The sequence below is a fragment of the Actinosynnema sp. NPDC091369 genome, assembly GCF_044757065.1.
Lineage (GTDB): Bacteria > Actinomycetota > Actinomycetes > Mycobacteriales > Pseudonocardiaceae > Actinosynnema.
This window is the reverse complement of record NZ_JBIVUG010000005.1, coordinates 412,568-427,558: the sequence shown is the minus strand read 5'-3', so window position 1 is coordinate 427,558 and position 14,991 is coordinate 412,568. Positions and strand designations below refer to the sequence as shown.

At 72.3% G+C, this 14,991-nt stretch carries 12 protein-coding genes and 1 pseudogene; 11 read left to right on the top strand and 2 right to left on the bottom strand.

Features of this window, described 5'->3' with window-relative positions; all coding sequences use genetic code 11:
* Positions 1–217: 217 nt before the first annotated feature.
* The 3 genes and pseudogenes from ACIQMJ_RS21860 to ACIQMJ_RS21850 all read left to right on the top strand — a co-directional run.
* Positions 218–2,293 (top strand): annotated as a pseudogene (locus tag ACIQMJ_RS21860) (DNA gyrase subunit A); the annotation flags it as partial.
* Between the two features lie 26 nt (positions 2,294–2,319).
* Positions 2,320–2,988, top strand: a complete 669-nt coding sequence (locus ACIQMJ_RS21855; RefSeq protein WP_499762834.1) for a class I SAM-dependent methyltransferase — start codon at positions 2,320–2,322, stop codon at positions 2,986–2,988.
* A 53-nt stretch (positions 2,989–3,041) separates the two neighbouring features.
* The gene (locus ACIQMJ_RS21850; protein ID WP_499762833.1) at positions 3,042–3,728 is read left to right on the top strand and encodes a hypothetical protein; all 687 of its coding nucleotides are present in this window, start codon (positions 3,042–3,044) and stop codon (positions 3,726–3,728) included.
* Between the two features lie 13 nt (positions 3,729–3,741).
* Here the strand turns inward: ACIQMJ_RS21850 and ACIQMJ_RS21845 are convergent, their stop codons facing one another.
* On the bottom strand, positions 3,742–4,809 hold the full coding sequence (locus ACIQMJ_RS21845) for an acyl-CoA dehydrogenase family protein (RefSeq protein WP_499762832.1): 1,068 nt from the start codon (positions 4,807–4,809) through the stop codon (positions 3,742–3,744).
* Positions 4,810–4,945: 136 nt separating this feature from the next.
* Between ACIQMJ_RS21845 and ACIQMJ_RS21840 the strand changes: the two genes are divergently transcribed.
* The 8 genes from ACIQMJ_RS21840 to ACIQMJ_RS21805 all read left to right on the top strand — a co-directional run bounded on the left by ACIQMJ_RS21840 (position 4,946) and on the right by ACIQMJ_RS21805 (position 12,104).
* Complete coding sequence (locus ACIQMJ_RS21840; RefSeq protein WP_499762831.1) at positions 4,946–6,019, top strand: LLM class flavin-dependent oxidoreductase; 1,074 nt, start codon at positions 4,946–4,948, stop codon at positions 6,017–6,019.
* A complete protein-coding gene (locus ACIQMJ_RS21835; RefSeq protein WP_499762830.1) occupies positions 6,016–6,594 on the top strand; it encodes an FMN reductase in 579 nt (192 codons plus the stop codon). Before ACIQMJ_RS21840 ends, ACIQMJ_RS21835 begins: the two co-directional genes overlap by 4 nt.
* 64 nt (positions 6,595–6,658) lie before the next feature.
* Positions 6,659–7,366, top strand: a complete 708-nt coding sequence (locus ACIQMJ_RS21830) for a GNAT family N-acetyltransferase (RefSeq protein ID WP_499762829.1) — start codon at positions 6,659–6,661, stop codon at positions 7,364–7,366.
* 48 nt (positions 7,367–7,414) lie between these two features.
* On the top strand, positions 7,415–8,542 hold the full coding sequence (locus ACIQMJ_RS21825; protein ID WP_499762828.1) for an acyltransferase family protein: 1,128 nt from the start codon (positions 7,415–7,417) through the stop codon (positions 8,540–8,542).
* 164 nt (positions 8,543–8,706) lie between these two features.
* Entirely contained in the window at positions 8,707–9,570 is an 864-nt protein-coding gene (hisG, locus tag ACIQMJ_RS21820) for an ATP phosphoribosyltransferase (RefSeq protein ID WP_233825719.1), read from the top strand.
* 185 nt (positions 9,571–9,755) lie between these two features.
* Positions 9,756–10,304: an NADPH-dependent FMN reductase gene (locus ACIQMJ_RS21815; protein WP_499762827.1), complete on the top strand. Its 549-nt coding sequence runs from the start codon at positions 9,756–9,758 to the stop codon at positions 10,302–10,304.
* A gap of 7 nt (positions 10,305–10,311) precedes the next feature.
* Complete coding sequence (locus ACIQMJ_RS21810) at positions 10,312–11,265, top strand: ATP-binding cassette domain-containing protein (RefSeq protein WP_499763071.1); 954 nt, start codon at positions 10,312–10,314, stop codon at positions 11,263–11,265.
* Positions 11,262–12,104, top strand: coding sequence for an ABC transporter permease (locus ACIQMJ_RS21805; protein WP_499762826.1), 843 nt, complete (start codon positions 11,262–11,264; stop codon positions 12,102–12,104). Before ACIQMJ_RS21810 ends, ACIQMJ_RS21805 begins: the two co-directional genes overlap by 4 nt.
* On the opposite strand, the gene ACIQMJ_RS21800 is transcribed toward ACIQMJ_RS21805, so the two are convergent.
* On the bottom strand, positions 12,089–14,986 hold the full coding sequence (locus ACIQMJ_RS21800) for an ATP-binding protein (RefSeq protein ID WP_499762825.1): 2,898 nt from the start codon (positions 14,984–14,986) through the stop codon (positions 12,089–12,091). The two genes, ACIQMJ_RS21805 and ACIQMJ_RS21800, sit on opposite strands and share 16 nt — an antisense overlap.
* Between the last annotated feature and the right edge of the window lie 5 nt (positions 14,987–14,991).

Here is a 14,991-nt window from a genome sequence, read left to right as displayed (position 1 = left end):
CAACTTCGACCGCGTCGAGCGGTGGGAGACCGAGCGCTTGAGGATCATCGACCGGATCGAGGACACCGAGGTCCTGGCGACGATCCTGCCGATCATGGACTCGGGATACCGCTTCGAGGAGGTGACCGAGGTGGTGGCGTGCGCGCCGGCCGAGGTCTACTCCGTTCGAGTGGAGTCAGAGGACCACTCGTTCCTGGCCGGTGGGTTCGTCAACCACAACACCGAGGCCCGCATGTCGCCGGCGGCGATGTTGTTGGTGGGGGAGCTGGACGAGGAGACGGTCGACTTCCGGCCCAACTACGACGGTTCGTTGCAGGAGCCGTCGGTGCTGCCCGCGGCGTTCCCGAACCTGCTGGTCAACGGCACGTCCGGGATCGCGGTCGGGATGGCGACGAACATGATCCCGCACAACCTGGGCGAGGTCGTGGCGGCGGCGCGGCACCTGGTGACGCACCCGGACGCGACGCTGGACGAGCTGATGGAGTTCGTGCCGGGTCCGGACCTGCCGACCGGTGGCGTGCTGCTCGGGTTGGACGAGGTGCGCAAGGCGTACGAGACCGGGCGCGGTGTGGTGCGGATGCGGGCCAAGGTCGAGACCGGGTTGCTGGAGGGCAGTCGGGGCAGGCAGGCGATCACGGTCACCGAGCTGCCCTACGGCGTCGGCCCGGAGAAGATCATCGAGAAGATCACCGACGAGGTGACCAAGTCCAAGCGGCTGACCGGGATCTCCGACGTCAAGGACCTCACCGACCGGGAGAACGGCACCCGCGTGGTGATCGAGTGCAAGGTCGGGGTGAACCCGCAGGCGCTGCTGGCCGACCTGTACCGGCTCACGCCGATGGAGCAGTCGTTCGGCATCAACAACCTGGTGCTGGTGGACGGGCAGCCGCGCACGTTGGGGCTCAAGGCGCTGCTGGAGGTGTTCCTCAAGCACCGCTACGAGGTGGTCACCCGGCGCACCCGGTTCCGGCGGCGCAAGCGCGAGGACCGGCTGCACCTGGTCGAGGGCCTGCTCAAGGCGCTGCTGAGCATCGACAAGGTGATCAAGCTCATCCGGGGCAGCGAGAACGCCGCCGCCGCGAAGGAGGGCTTGATGAAGACGTTCAAGCTCTCCGAGATCCAGGCGACCTACATCCTGGACACGCCGCTGCGCCGGTTGACCCGCTACGACTCGCTGGAGCTGGAGGCGGAGCAGGAGAAGCTGCGCAACGAGATCGCCGAGCTGAGCAAGATCCTGGACGACCCGGCGGTGCTGAAGAAGGTCGTCTCGACGGAGCTGGCGAAGGTGGCCAAGGACCTCCAGCAGGAGCGCCGGACGACGCTGCTCGACGGTGACCTCAAGGAGGTGCTGGCGGCGTCGAAGCCGGCCGGGCCGCTGGAGGTCGCCGACGATCCTTGCCAGGTGATCCTGTCCGCGACCGGGTTGGTGGCGCGGACGGCGGCGGAGTCGGAGGAGTCGTCGGAGGCGCGGCGGCGCAACGGGCGGACCAAGCACGACGCGGTGGCGGCGACCGTGCACACGACGGCGCGCGGCCAGGTGCTGCTGGTGACGAACCGGGGCCGGGCGTTCAAGACCGACGTGCTGCCGCTGCCGGTGCTGCCCGAGCAGAGCGGCACGGTGTCGTTGAGCGGCGGCATGGCGGCCGGTGAGCTGGTGGACCTGCAGGCCGGTGAACGGGTGGTGGGCATCGCGCCGCTGACGGACACCGGGTCGCCGGGGCTGGCGCTGGGCACCCGGTCGGGCACGGTGAAGGTGTGCGCGCCGGAGTGGCCGGTGCGGTCGGACGAGTTCGAGGTGATCACCCTCAAGGAGGGTGACGAGGTGGTCGGCGCGACGTGGTTGCGCGGTCCGGACGAGACGTTGGTGTTCGTGACGTCGGAGGCGTCGCTGTTGCGGTACCCGGCGTCGTTGGTGCGCCCGCAGGGTCTGCGCGGTGGTGGCATGGCCGGGATCAACGTGGGGTCGGACGCGAGGGTGGTGTTCTTCGGCGCGGTCCGCACGGACGACGACGAGCACGGTGAGCCGATGGTGGTCACGTCGACCGGGCAGAGCGTGAAGGTGACGCCGTTCTCCGCGTACCCGGCGAAGGGTCGGGCCACGGGTGGCGTGCGGGCGCACCGGTTCCTCAAGGGCGAGACGGCGTTGGCGCTGGCCTGGGTCGGGCCGAGGCCGGCGGGCGCGGCGCGCAACGGGTCGCCGGTGGAGCTGCCCGTGCCGGACGAGCGCCGGGACGGGTCCGGGCACGCGCACCCCGGTCCGGACGTGGTGGGGCACCTGATCGAACGCGATTGACAATCGTTGTCGGTAAGCTCGGCGGTGTGACGACACCGCTGAGCACCGCCGACGCCGAGGAACTCCGCCGTGGTTGGGACGTGCGGCAGGAACCGTTCCTGCCGCACCGGAACGAGGCGTTCGCCGTGCTGGTGGCCGCCGCCACCGGCCGTCGGGCGCTCGACCTCGCGGGCGGCACGGGGTCGATCGCGGCCCGGCTGGGCAACGCCGAGGTGACGGTGCTGGACGTCGACCCGGTGCTGCTGGCGATCGCCCGTGCCGCGCTCGGCGACCGGGTGGCGGTGGTGTCGGCCGACCTGGGCGCGCCCGGCTGGGACGCCGGCCGGGAGTTCGACGCCGTGGTGGCCGGGGCGGCGCTGCACTGCTTCGGCCCGGACCGGCTGCGGGCGCTGTACCGGGAGGTCCACGACGTGCTCGCGCCCGGTGGCGTGTTCGCCAACGCCGACCGGATGCCCGAAGGGCCGGTGGCGGGGGAGGGCGGCGGCCTGGCCGGGTGGCGCGAGTGGTGGGCGACGGCGCTGGCGCACCCGGCGTTGGCCGAAGCCGCGCGGGAACGGGTGGAGGGCGTCTCGGCCGACTTCTACCCGCCTGCCTCGTGGCACGTCGACGCCCTGCGCGCGGCCGGGTTCGACGAGGTCGGGGTGCGGTGGCGGCAGGACGACACGGCGGTGGTCGTGGCCCGCCGGACCCGCTGAGGGGCGAAGCTGTCCCGCTGACGGGTGACTGCCGTCCGTGGCAGAGTCGGGGCGTGATCACCGAGAGCGAAGTGCTGGTGCCGGCCCGGTTCAACGGGCCGCCGCAGTCGGGGCAGGGCGGTTACGTGTGCGGGATGCTGGCGGGCCTCGCGCCGCCCGCCCAGGGCACCGCCGTGGTCTCGCTGCTGCTCCCGCCACCGCTGGAACGGCCGATGCGGCTGGAGGTCGGCCCCGACCAGGCCGTGCTGATGCTCGGTGAGCTGGTCGTCGCCGCGGTCACCTCGACCACCGAGCCGGTGCCGGCCGTGCCGCCGGTGTCCCCGGCCGAGGCCGACCTGGCGATGGAGGGCTTCCTCGGCTGGGAGGGCCACCCGTTCCCGACCTGCTTCGTGTGCGGTCACGAGCGTGACGACGGCCTGTTCCTGGCGCCGGGGCCGGTGCCCGACCGGGCCGACACGGTCGCCTGCACGTGGGTGCCGGAGGAGGTCTCGCCCGAGGTGCTGTGGGGGGTGCTGGACTGCCCCGGCGGGTGGACCACCGACCCGCGCGACGACCCGATGGTGCTGACCCGGATGACCGCCGACCTCGTCGGCCCGGTGCGGCTGGGTGAGCCGCACGTCGTGGTGGCCCAGCAGGTGAGCCGCGTCGGCCGGGTCGCCACCAACCTGACCTCGGTCTACGGCCCGGACGGCGCGCTGGTCGGCACGTCGTCGACCGAGTGGACCGCGCTGCAACCGTGACGCCGGGCCGGCGTCAGCCCTCGGGTCGGGCGCCCAGGAACACCGGGCCGTAGCGCTCGGCGTTGGCGTTGGGGTGCAGGACGGCGTGCAGGTTCAGCGCGTGCACGTCCCGCCGGATGCGGTGCAGCGCCGGGCCGCCCGCGCCGAGCACGTCGACGGCGTCCCGGGCCCGCAGGCACGCCTCGCCGAGGTCGCGCCGCACGCCGGCGCGGTCCTCGGGCGTCCACTCCTCGCCGCCCGCGGCCTTGAGGTCGACCAGGGCGGCGGTGCGGCGGGCGTGGAACTCGGCCTCGTCGGCCAGCACGGTCGCCTCCCGCAGCGCGGACGCCGACGCCGAACCCCGGGCCGCGTCCACCGCCGCGCGGGCCAGGCCGACCGCGGGCGCGCTGACCGTGGCGCAGGCCGCGGGCATGAACGGCGCGCGGAACATCGGCTCGGCCGCGTCGGGGTGGGCCCGCAGCACGGGCGCGAGCCGCAGCACCCGTTCCGCCGGCACGAACACGTCCCGGGCGACCGTGGTCACGCTGCCGGTCGCGCGCAGCCCGGTGGTGTGCCAGTCGTCCACGACCTCCAGGTCGACCAGCGGGATCGCCAACGCCACCGGCGCCGCGTCCGGCAGCAGCAGCGCGGCGTTGGTGGTCCAGTGGCTCTGCGGCGCGCCCGTGGTGAACGCCCACCGACCGTTGACCAGCACCCCGCCGCCGACCGGCTGGGCCGTCGCGGTGGGGCTGAGGATGCCGGTGACCCGCACGTCCGGTTTGGCGAACACCTCGCGCCGCACCTCGGCCGGGAACTGGCCGACCACCCACGTGGAGATGGCCCACACCGCGGCCGTCCACGCCGCCGACCCGTCGCCGCGCGCGAGCTCGGAGATCACGCCGACCACCGTGGCCAGGTCGGCCTCGTGGCCGCCGTGCTCGGCGGGCACGCGCAGCCGCAGCACCCCCGCGTCCGCCATCGCCTCCACCGCGCCCTCGTGCAGCCTGCGGTTCTCGTCACCCCAGGCGGCGTGGGCGCGCAGGACCGGGACGATCTCCGCGGCGCGCCGAACCAGCTCGTGCTGCCCCGAACCGTGCACCACCGTGCCGTGCCTCCCCCATCGGTGACCCGTGACACACACCTTGGCGTGCTCCGCGCCACCAGACAACACCGGAATAGCCGATCACCCGGTACCGTTGTGCGGGTTAGTTGAAAGCGCAACTACTTGAGGAGTGGCCATGCAGTTCGGTGTCTTCACCGTCGGCGACGTGACGCCCGACCCCACCACGGGCCGGACGCCGACCGAGGCCGAGCGCATCAAGGCCATGGTCGCCATCGCGCTCAAGGCCGAGGAGGTCGGCCTGGACGTCTTCGCGACCGGCGAGCACCACAACCCGCCGTTCGTGCCGTCGTCGCCGACGACCATGCTCGGCTACGTCGCCGCGCGCACCGAGCGGCTGATCCTGTCCACCGCGACCACGCTGATCACCACCAACGACCCGGTGAAGATCGCCGAGGACTACGCGATGCTCCAGCACCTGGCCGACGGCCGGGTCGACCTGATCATGGGCCGCGGCAACACCGGCCCCGTGTACCCCTGGTTCGGCAAGGACATCCGCGACGGCATCGACCTCGCCATCGAGAACTACGCCCTGCTGCACAAGCTGTGGCGGGAGGACGTCGTGGACTGGGAGGGCAAGCACCGCACGCCGCTCCAGTCGTTCACCTCGACCCCGCGCCCGCTCGACGACGTGCCGCCGTTCGTCTGGCACGGCTCGATCCGCAGCCCGCAGATCGCCGAGCAGGCCGCGTACTACGGCGACGGCTTCTTCGCCAACCACATCTTCTGGCCCAAGGAGCACTTCCAGCGGCTGATCGGCTTCTACCGCGAGCGCTACGAGCACTACGGGCACGGCGCCGCGCACCAGGCGATCGTCGGCCTGGGCGGTCAGGTGTTCATGCGCCGCAACTCGCAGGACGCCGTGCGCGAGTTCCGGCCGTACTTCGACAACGCCCCGGTGTACGGGCACGGCCCGTCGCTGGAGGAGTTCACCGAGCAGACGCCGCTGACCGTCGGCAGCCCGCAGGAGGTCATCGACAAGACGCTGACCTTCCGCGAGCACTTCGGCGACTACCAGCGCCAGCTGTTCCTCATGGACCACGCGGGCCTGCCGCTGAAGACGGTGCTGGAGCAGCTCGACCTCCTCGGCGAGATCGTGCCCACGCTGCGCCGCGAGTTCGCGGTCGGCCGCCCGGCCGACGTGCCCGACGCCCCCACCCACGCCTCGCTGCTGAAGGCCGGTGTCCGATGACCACGCTCGCCGTCGTGCAGGCCGGGCTCGGGTCGCCCTCGTCCACCCAACTGCTGGCGACCCGGCTGGCCGAGGCCACCGAACGGCTCGTGCCCGGCCTGGAGGTGCGCACCACGCACCTTCGGGACGTCGCACGGGACATCGCGGACAACCTCGTCACCGGGTTCCCCAGCGCGCGCTTGCGCGAAGTGGTGGAGTCGGTGGTCGGCGCGGACGCGGTGATCGCCGTGACGCCGACGTTCAACGCGTCCTACAGCGGGCTGTTCAAGTCCTTCGTGGACGTGCTGGAACCCGGGTCGCTGGCGGGCAAGCCGGTGCTGATCGGCGCGACCGGCGGCACCGAGCGCCACTCCCTGGTGCTCGACCACGCGCTGCGCCCGCTGTTCGCCTACCTGCGGGCGGTCGTGGTGCCGACCGGCGTGTACGCCGCATCGTCCGACTGGGGCGCGGAAGGGCTGCCCGGCCGCGTCGACCGGGCCGCGGGCGAACTGGCCGACCTGCTGGTCGGCCGGGCGCCGGCCACGCCCGCCACCGACGGCTTCGTGCCGTTCGACCAGCTGCTCGCCGGGCGCTGAGCGGCCCGCGCGGCGAGGCGGAAATGACGCGACCACCGGCACGCGTGCCGAATAGGGTCGGCCCATGTCCGCCTCGCTGCAGCTCGCAGTGCGCAACGCCGCCGCCCTGACCACCGGCCTCGCCCGCACCCGCGGGCACGACCTGATCAGCCGACCCGCGTTCCTCGCGATGAGCGGGCCGACGCTGCTGCGGGTGCTCGCGGTGCGCCCGGACCCCGACCCGGACGACTTCGCCGAGCTGGTGCTGCTGGTCAAGCGGGCCGAGGCGCGGGTGGTGGTCGAGGACTCGTTCGGCACGATCGACGGCGCGGCCCTCGGGCTCACCGCGCGGTACCTGCCGGTGATGGTCCGGCCGCCCGAGCCCGTGCCGCCGCCCGCCCTCGAGGTCAGGCCGGTGCGCACGGCGCAGGAGTGGGCCGTCGCCGAGCAGGTCGTGGTCGACGGCTTCCCGATGCCGGGCTTCCCGACCGGCAACGCGCTGCCCGTGGCGCTGAAGGACCGCGAGGGCTTCCGGATGCACACGGCGTGGCGCGACGGCGTGGTGGTCGGGGCGTGCCTGACCGTGGGGCAGGACGACGCGGCCGGCGTCTACTGGGTGACGACCCTGCCCGAGCACCGCTCGCGCGGCGTCGGCCGGGCGCTGATGCACGCGGTGCTCGCCGAGTCCTCCGTGCCGATGACCCTCACGGCCGCCAAACCGGGCCTGCCGCTGTACGAGTCGCTGGGCTTCTCGGTCGTCACGCAGGCCACGTGGTGGTCCAACGCCGACTGACGCGATTTCCGCGCTCTGCTCCCGGTCCGCAGCCGCTACCTTGGGTTTATGACCGCAGAGGTGGGGCAGCGGTCCCGGCTGGCCGCGGTGGACAACCTGAAGGTGCTGCTCGTCGCCTGGGTGATCGGCGGGCACGCGCTGCTCGGGTACTCGGCGGTCGGCGGGTGGCCGTACGACGAGGTCAACGAGGTCACCTTCGAGCCGCACGTCGAGGCCGCGCTCGCCGCCGTCCTCGGCCCGTCCGGGCTGTTCCTGATGGGCACGTTCTACCTGCTGTCCGGTCTGTTCACCCCCGAGTCGCTGGCGCGCAAGGGCGCCGGCCGGTTCGTCCGCGACCGGCTCGTCCGCCTCGGCGTCCCGTTCGCGCTGTCGGCCCTGCTGGTGTGGCCGCTGACGCTGTGGGTCGCCTACCGGGCCGCCGGGCACGACGTGACGCCGTGGTGGGTGTTCGCGCACCGCGACCCGCTGCTGGACTCCGGGTCGCTGTGGTTCGTCGAGATCCTGCTGCTGTTCTCCATCGCCTACGCGCTGGTCGGCAGGCCGCGCCCGGAGCCGTTCGAGCTGACCGGCCGCCACCTCGTCGCGGTCACGGCCGGTGTCGCGGTGAGCACGTTCGCGGTGCGGCTGTGGTTCCCGGCGCGCAGCGGCCAGATCGGCGACCTGCACGTCTGGTGGTGGCCGCAGCTGATCGCCATGTTCGGCGTGGGCATCGTGGGCGCGCGCTCGGGCCTCGCCCGGCGGGTGCCGGACCGGGTGTGGCGCGGCAGCCGGGTGGTCGCGGCGCTGACCATCGTGTCCGTGCCGGTGGCCGCGGTCGCGCTGGGCGTGTCCGACCTCGCCGGACAGGCGGGCCCGTTCCTCGGCGGTTGGCGCTGGGAGGCGTTGCTGTTCGCCGTCGTGGAAGCCGTGCTGGTGGTCGGCGGGTCGGTGTGGCTGCTCGGCCTGGCGCAACGGCGGCTGACCCGTGACGGCCCGCTGGCCGTGGCGCTCGCGCGGGGCGCGTTCGCCGCGTTCTTCATCCAGGGGCCAGTGCTGGTCGTGCTCGCGGTCGCGGCCCGGCCGCTGCCGTTCCCGGCCGAGGTGAAAGCATTCCTGGTGGCCGCGGTGGCCATCGCGGTGTCTTTCGGGGCCGGCTGGCTATTGACCACCCGCACCCGGCTCGGTCGCTTTCTCTAATGCGTTTGACTGTCGGCGTTTAATGCGTTGACCAAGTGTCCTGTGTTCACGTGGTGGGACACGGACGGGTGACGTCGTCGCCACACCGCGTGGTTTCCACACCGTGGGACAGCCGGGCATGCCCGAGACGTGGTCACACGCCCGCGTGTGGAAGACTGCGCGCCATGGCTCCTCTTCGCTTCGCCCTGCCCAACAAGGGCTCGTTGAGTGCTCCCGCGGCCCAAATGCTGGCCGAAGCGGGTTACCGGGTGAACAGGTCCGGCCGTGAGCTGATCGTGGCGGACCCGGCCAATGATGTGCAGTTCTTTTTCCTGCGGCCCCGCGACATCGCGGTGTACGTGGGCGAGGGGTCTTTGGACGTCGGCATCACCGGTCGTGATCTGCTGCTCGATTCCACCGTGTCGGCGAAGGAAATCCTGCCGCTCGGCTTCGGTCGGGCGTCGTTCTACTTCGCGTCCAAGCCCGGCGGCATCCACGACGCCGCGGGCCTGGAAGGCAAGCGGATCGCGACCAGCTACCCGAACCTGGTCGAGCACCACCTGTCCGACCTCGGCATCAAGGCGCACCTCGTGCGGCTCGACGGCGCGGTGGAGACCGCCGTGGAGCTGGGCGTGGCCGACGCGATCGCCGACGTGGTGGAAACCGGCATCACGCTGAAGACCTCCGGGCTGGAGACGTTCGGCTCGCCGATCCTCAAGTCCGAGGCCGTGCTGATCCAGGGCGACACCGTCGCCGACGCCCCGGACGCCGTGCGCGCGGTCGAGATCCTGCACCGCAGGCTCCAGGGCGTGCTGATCGCCCGCCGCTACGTGATCCTCGACTTCGACTGCCCCGTGGAGGCGCAGGAGGAAGCCTTCAAGCTGGTGCCGGGCATCGAGTCCCCGACCGTCTCGCCCCTGGCCCGCGAGGGCTGGGTCGCCGTCCGCTCGCTCGTCCCGCGCGACGACGCGCCGTTCATCATGGACGAGCTGTGGCGCGTGGGCGCCCGCGCGATCCTGGTCAGCTCCCTGGACACCTGCCGCATCTAGCAACCCCGACCCGGACTCCACGTTCCCGCACGTCACCGCGTGCGGGGACGTGGAGTTCGTCGTTCCGAGCGTTGAACTCACGCGTTCCGAACGTAGGACTCGCGCGTGCTGAACGTAGGACTCGCGCGGGTGCTAGATCCGGTCTGGCGGGGATCTCGCGCCTCCTCGGTGAGAGGAGGTGGCCGATGCAGCGGTCGCGCATCGCGGTGATCGTCGGCAGCACCCGGGAGGGACGCGTCGGCGACGGCGTCGGTCGGTGGGTCGCGGAGGTCGCGGCGCGGCGCGTCGACGTCGAACCGGTCGTGCTCGACCTGGCCGACTACGACTTCCCGCCCTGCTACCCGAGCCGACCGACACCGGAGATCCGGCGGTTCACCGGGCAGGTCGCCGACGCGGACGGGTTCGTCGTCGTCACGCCCGAGTACAACCGCAGCTTCCCGGCCTCCCTCAAGCAGGCCATCGACTACGCCTACGACGAGTGGCACGCCAAGCCCGCCGGGTTCGTCTCCTACGGCTACCGGTCCGAGGGCGGCCACGCGGTCGAGCACCTCCGCTCAGTTTTCACCGAGTTGCACGTCATGACAGTGCGGACGAACGTCGGCGTCGACCTGCGCGCCGACGAGCCGCTCGACACCGAGCACCGCCGCCGCACCGCGGACGCGATGTTCGACCAGCTCACCTGGTGGGCGTCGGCCCTGAAAGCTGCCCGCACCCGACGCCCGTACGTCTCCTAGGGGAAGGATTTCCATGAACGCCATCGAAACGTCGGGCCTGGTCAAGGTCTTCGGCGACACCCGAGCGGTGGACGGCGTCGACCTGACCGTGCCCGCCGGGACGGTGTACGGCCTGCTCGGCCCGAACGGCGCGGGCAAGACGACGACGGTCCGCATGCTCGCCACCCTCCTGCGGCCCGACGGCGGCGAAGCGCGGGTGTTCGGCCACGACGTGCGCGCCGACCCGAACGCGGTCCGCCGGCTCGTCAGCCTCACCGGCCAGTACGCCTCCGTGGACGAGGACCTGACCGGCACCGAGAACCTGATCCTGCTGGCCAGGCTCCTCGGCCACACCCGCGCCCACTCCCGCGCCCGGGCCGCGCAGCTGCTGGAGGCGTTCGGCCTCACCGACGCCGCCGCCAAGCAGGTCAAGCACTACTCGGGCGGCATGCGCCGCCGGTTGGACATCGCGGCCAGCATCCTGAACACGCCGAAGCTGCTGTTCCTGGACGAGCCGACCACCGGCCTGGACCCGCGCAGCCGCAACCAGGTGTGGGACATCGTCCGCGCGGTCGTCGCGCACGGCACCACCGTGCTGCTGACCACGCAGTACCTGGACGAGGCCGACCAGCTCGCCTCCCGCATCGCGGTGATCGACCACGGCAAGGTCATCGCCGAGGGCACCAAGGGCGAGCTGAAGGCGTCCGTCGGCGTCGGCGCGGTGCACCTGCGGCTGCGCGACGCCGACCAGCGCCCCCAGGCCCAGCAGGTCCTGGCCCGCGCCCTGGCGACGGACGTGCAGCTCGACCACGACCCGGTCGCCCTGACCGCGCGGCTGTCCGGCCGCGCCACCGAGCAGGCCGCCGAGGCGTTGGCCCAGCTCGCCCGCGAGGGCATCACCGTCGACACGTTCTCCCTCGGCCAGCCCAGCCTGGACGAGGTCTTCCTGGCCCTGACCGACAAGAAGGAGGCGGCGGCGTGACCGTCACCAAGGAAGTCGAGCTCCTGCCCGCGCCCACGGCGGAGGACTTGGCGGCGGTGCTGCTGGAGACCGAGCAGCCACGCCGGCCCAGCGCGCTGTCGGCGTCGCTCACGTTCGGCTGGCGGGCCGTGCTCAAGATCAAGCACGTGCCGGAGCAGCTGTTCGACGTCACCGCGTTCCCGATCATGATGATCCTGATGTTCACCTACCTGTTCGGCGGCGCGCTAGCCGGGTCGCCGGGGGAGTACATCCAGTACCTGCTGCCCGGCATCACGGTGACCAGCGTCGTGATGATCACCATGTACACGGGCGTCGCGGTGAACACCGACATCGAGAAGGGCGTCTTCGACCGGTTCCGGACGCTGCCGATCTGGCGTCCCGCGCCGATGGTCGGCTACATCCTCGGCGACCTGCTGCGGTACGTGCTGGCGTCCACCGTGATCATGGTCGTGGGCCTGGTCCTCGGGTTCCGGCCCGGCGGCGGGGTCGTCGGCGTCGTGCTCGGCGTGGCGGTGCTGGTCGCGTTCTCGTTCGCGTTCTCCTGGGTGTGGACGATGTTCGGCCTGCTGATGCGCAGCGAGAAGTCCGTGATGGGCATCAGCATGCTGTTCCTGTTCCCGCTGACGTTCCTGTCCAACGTCTACGTCAACCCGGAGACGATGCCGGGCTGGTTGCAGGCGTTCGTCAACGTCAACCCGATCAGCAAGCTGGTCGCCGCGGTCCGCGCCCTCATGGCAGGCGACTTCGACCAGGACGCCATGCTCTGGACCCTCGGTTACGGCATCTTCTTCACCGCCGTCTTCGGCGCGTGGACGATGCGCCTCTACAACCGCAAGTGACCTGAGTAGACGCACGTCGCCCCGGTCGACACGGTCTCCCGCAGGTGGGCCGCGAGACCGGGGTGGCGTCCGTCCAGCTTCCGCAACGCGTCCCGGATCCGGGCGGTGACCGCCTTGCGCGCCCGTTCGGCCTCGTCTCCGAGCCTGCGCGTGCGCCCCGCCAACCCCGCCGCGGCGCGCAGCTCGTCCAGCAGGGCGGCGCGCTCCCGGTCCAGCACCGCCGCCCGCTCGTCGTCGACCGCCCGGTCGATCTCCTCGTCCAGCCGCGCCAACCTGCGCCGGTACCGCGCCTTCGCCTCGTCGTCCAGCACCGGGTCGCCGCCCAACCTCGCCGACGCCACCGCCTCCGGCGCGAGCAACGCCACCGCCGCCACCGGCTCACCCGGGTTGCTCACCAGCACGTGCAGGTCGCGCAACCCCTTCGAATCCGGCATCCGCACCGTGACCCCGTCGTACGACAACGCCCACACGTCACCGTCGCGCCGGAACTCCACGCCCCGCACCTCGGACGGCACCTCCGCCAGGTGCCGCCGGGCCCGCTCCGCCCACGGCCGCGCCCGCATCCGCTCGGCCGACCACTGCGCCGCCGCCAGCTCCTCGGCCGCCTCGTCGCACCGGCCCAGCGCCAGGTCCACCACCCCGAGCCACAGGTCCACCGGCCCGCTCACGTCACACCCGTACAGCGACACCAACCACTTCCCCCGGTGCGGCGCCAACCGCTCCCGCACCCGCACGGCCAACTCCCGATCACCCGCCGCGTGCGCGAACTGCGCCAGGAACCGCAACCACAACGGCTCGAACGCCGGCTGGTGGCGGTCCTCGACGTACGACCGCGCGGTCGACACGTCACCCCGTTCCAGCGCCGCGATGCCCGCCAGCACACCGGGCGACGGGTGGCTGCTCGCCAGGATCTCGGGCGCCAACCCGTCCACCTCGGCGAACCGCCCCTGCAACACCAGGACCGCCCACCGCAGGTGCAGGTACATCATCCGGAAGCCGGCGTGGCTGCTCGCGCCCATCTCCGTCGCCCTGGCCAGCAACGCCTCCGCCTCGGCGAACCGCCCCTGCATCGTCGCGATGATCGACTGGTCGATGGCCGCCGAGAAGTGGAACCGGGTCATGCCCAGCCGCTCCGACAGCGCGACGAACGCGTGCACCTGGTCGATGTACCGCGGATCGCCCAGCTCCACCAGCGCCACCCACCGGAACGACGTCGCGAAGTGCTCGACCGAGTGCGAGCCGCTGCGCCGCGACACGGCGATGAGCTCCTCGGTCAACGCCAACCGCTGGTCGGCGTTCCCGATGCCCACCGTGGTGTCGTGCATCGCCCACAACCCGGAAACCAGCGCGTCGTCGTCCCCGCCACCCCGCGCCGCTTCCGTCGTGCGCAGGCTGATCTCCCGCGCCAACACCTCCGCCGGCACGTCCGGCGGCGGCCCGATCACCAGCCCGTACGCCTCCCGCACCAGCCCCTCGTCCTCCGCGAACCGGTACACCGCCAACGCGACCCGCGCGAACGGCTCGGGATCCGCCAACCCCCGCGCCTGCACCGCCGCCTCGTCGAACACCCGCCGCGCCTCCACGGGCTCCGCGCAGTGGTACAGCTCGTTGCCCAGCTCCAACGCCACCGCCACCCGCTGGCGCCCGACCTCCGCCCGCTCCAACGCCCGCCGGTAGTGCCCGGCGGCCTCCTCGACCGCCATCCGCCGACTGGCGTCCCGCGCCGCCGCCACGATCAGGTCCACCGCGCGACCAGCCGCCAACCTCTCACCGGCCAGGTACGCGTGCCGGGCCAGATCCGCCGGCAACACGTGCTCGGCCAACTCCCCGTCCAACGCGCCCACCACCGCCGCGTGCCGCGCGTCCACATCCGACAACGCCCCGTACAACGTCTCGCGCACCAGGTCGTGCGCGAACGAGAACCTGCCCCCGCCCAACCCCAGCACCAACCGCGCCTGCGCCGCCTGCTCCAGCAACCGGTCCACCACCGGCACCGGCAACGACGCCGTCGCCGCCAACACCTTCCGGTGGAACTCCCTCCCCAGCACGGCCGCCGTGGTCAACAGCTCGCCGACCTGCCCCGGCAGCAACGACAACCGCCGCCGCAACGCGTCCCGCACCCCCGGCGCGACCGCCGTCACCGGCCCACCACCGTGCCACAGCCGAGCGGTCTGCTCCACGAAGAACGGATTGCCACCGGTCCGCCGGTGCACCTCCGCCACGAGCCCCGCCTCCGGCTCACGCCCCGCCGTCCGCGCCATCAGCTCGCCGACCTCGCCCGGCGCCAACCCCGCCAACGCCACCGTCGCCGCCCGCCCGAGCAACGGCGCCATCAACGGCCGCAACGGGTGGTCCTCCGCGTCCACTTCGCTGTCGCGGTACGTGCCGACCAGCAACACCCGCTCGAACCACGTGTGCCGCGCCGCGAACTCCAACAACTTCAACGACGCCGGATCCGCCCAGTGCAAGTCCTCCAGCACGACCACCACCAACCGCCGGTGCGACACCGCCACCAACGCCGACGTCACCGCGTCGTACAGCGGAAAGCTCTCCGGCGTGTGCTCCGACCGCGCCTCACCCAACAACACCGCCAACGGCCCGGACCCGACCTCACCCCACTCCTCGACCGCCACCGCCCGCCGCAACCCCCGGATCACCTGCACCCACGGCCAGTACCCCGGCGCGCTGTCGGAGTCCCAACACGATCCCCCGAGCACCAACGCCCCCAACCGCCGCGCCTGCTCCGCCGCCGCCGTCACCAACGTCGTCTTGCCGATCCCCGCCTCACCGGCCACCAACACCAACCCACCATGACTCGCCACCGCACGCTCAACCTCCGCGCGCAGCACCCCCACTGCGTGATCACGTCCGATGAGTCTCATGGCAG

Bases quoted from the DNA above. Each gene is read 5' to 3' on its own strand.
- ACIQMJ_RS21840 (WP_499762831.1), top strand. From the start codon at position 4,946: ATGCAGTTCGGTGTCTTCACCGTCGGCGACGTGACGCCCGACCCCACC.
- ACIQMJ_RS21835 (WP_499762830.1), top strand. From the start codon at position 6,016: ATGACCACGCTCGCCGTCGTGCAGGCCGGGCTCGGGTCGCCCTCGTCC.
- ACIQMJ_RS21830 (WP_499762829.1), top strand. From the start codon at position 6,659: ATGTCCGCCTCGCTGCAGCTCGCAGTGCGCAACGCCGCCGCCCTGACC.
- ACIQMJ_RS21825 (WP_499762828.1), top strand. From the start codon at position 7,415: ATGACCGCAGAGGTGGGGCAGCGGTCCCGGCTGGCCGCGGTGGACAAC.
- hisG (WP_233825719.1), top strand. From the start codon at position 8,707: ATGGCTCCTCTTCGCTTCGCCCTGCCCAACAAGGGCTCGTTGAGTGCT.
- ACIQMJ_RS21815 (WP_499762827.1), top strand. From the start codon at position 9,756: ATGCAGCGGTCGCGCATCGCGGTGATCGTCGGCAGCACCCGGGAGGGA.
- ACIQMJ_RS21800 (WP_499762825.1), bottom strand. From the start codon at position 14,986: ATGAGACTCATCGGACGTGATCACGCAGTGGGGGTGCTGCGCGCGGAG.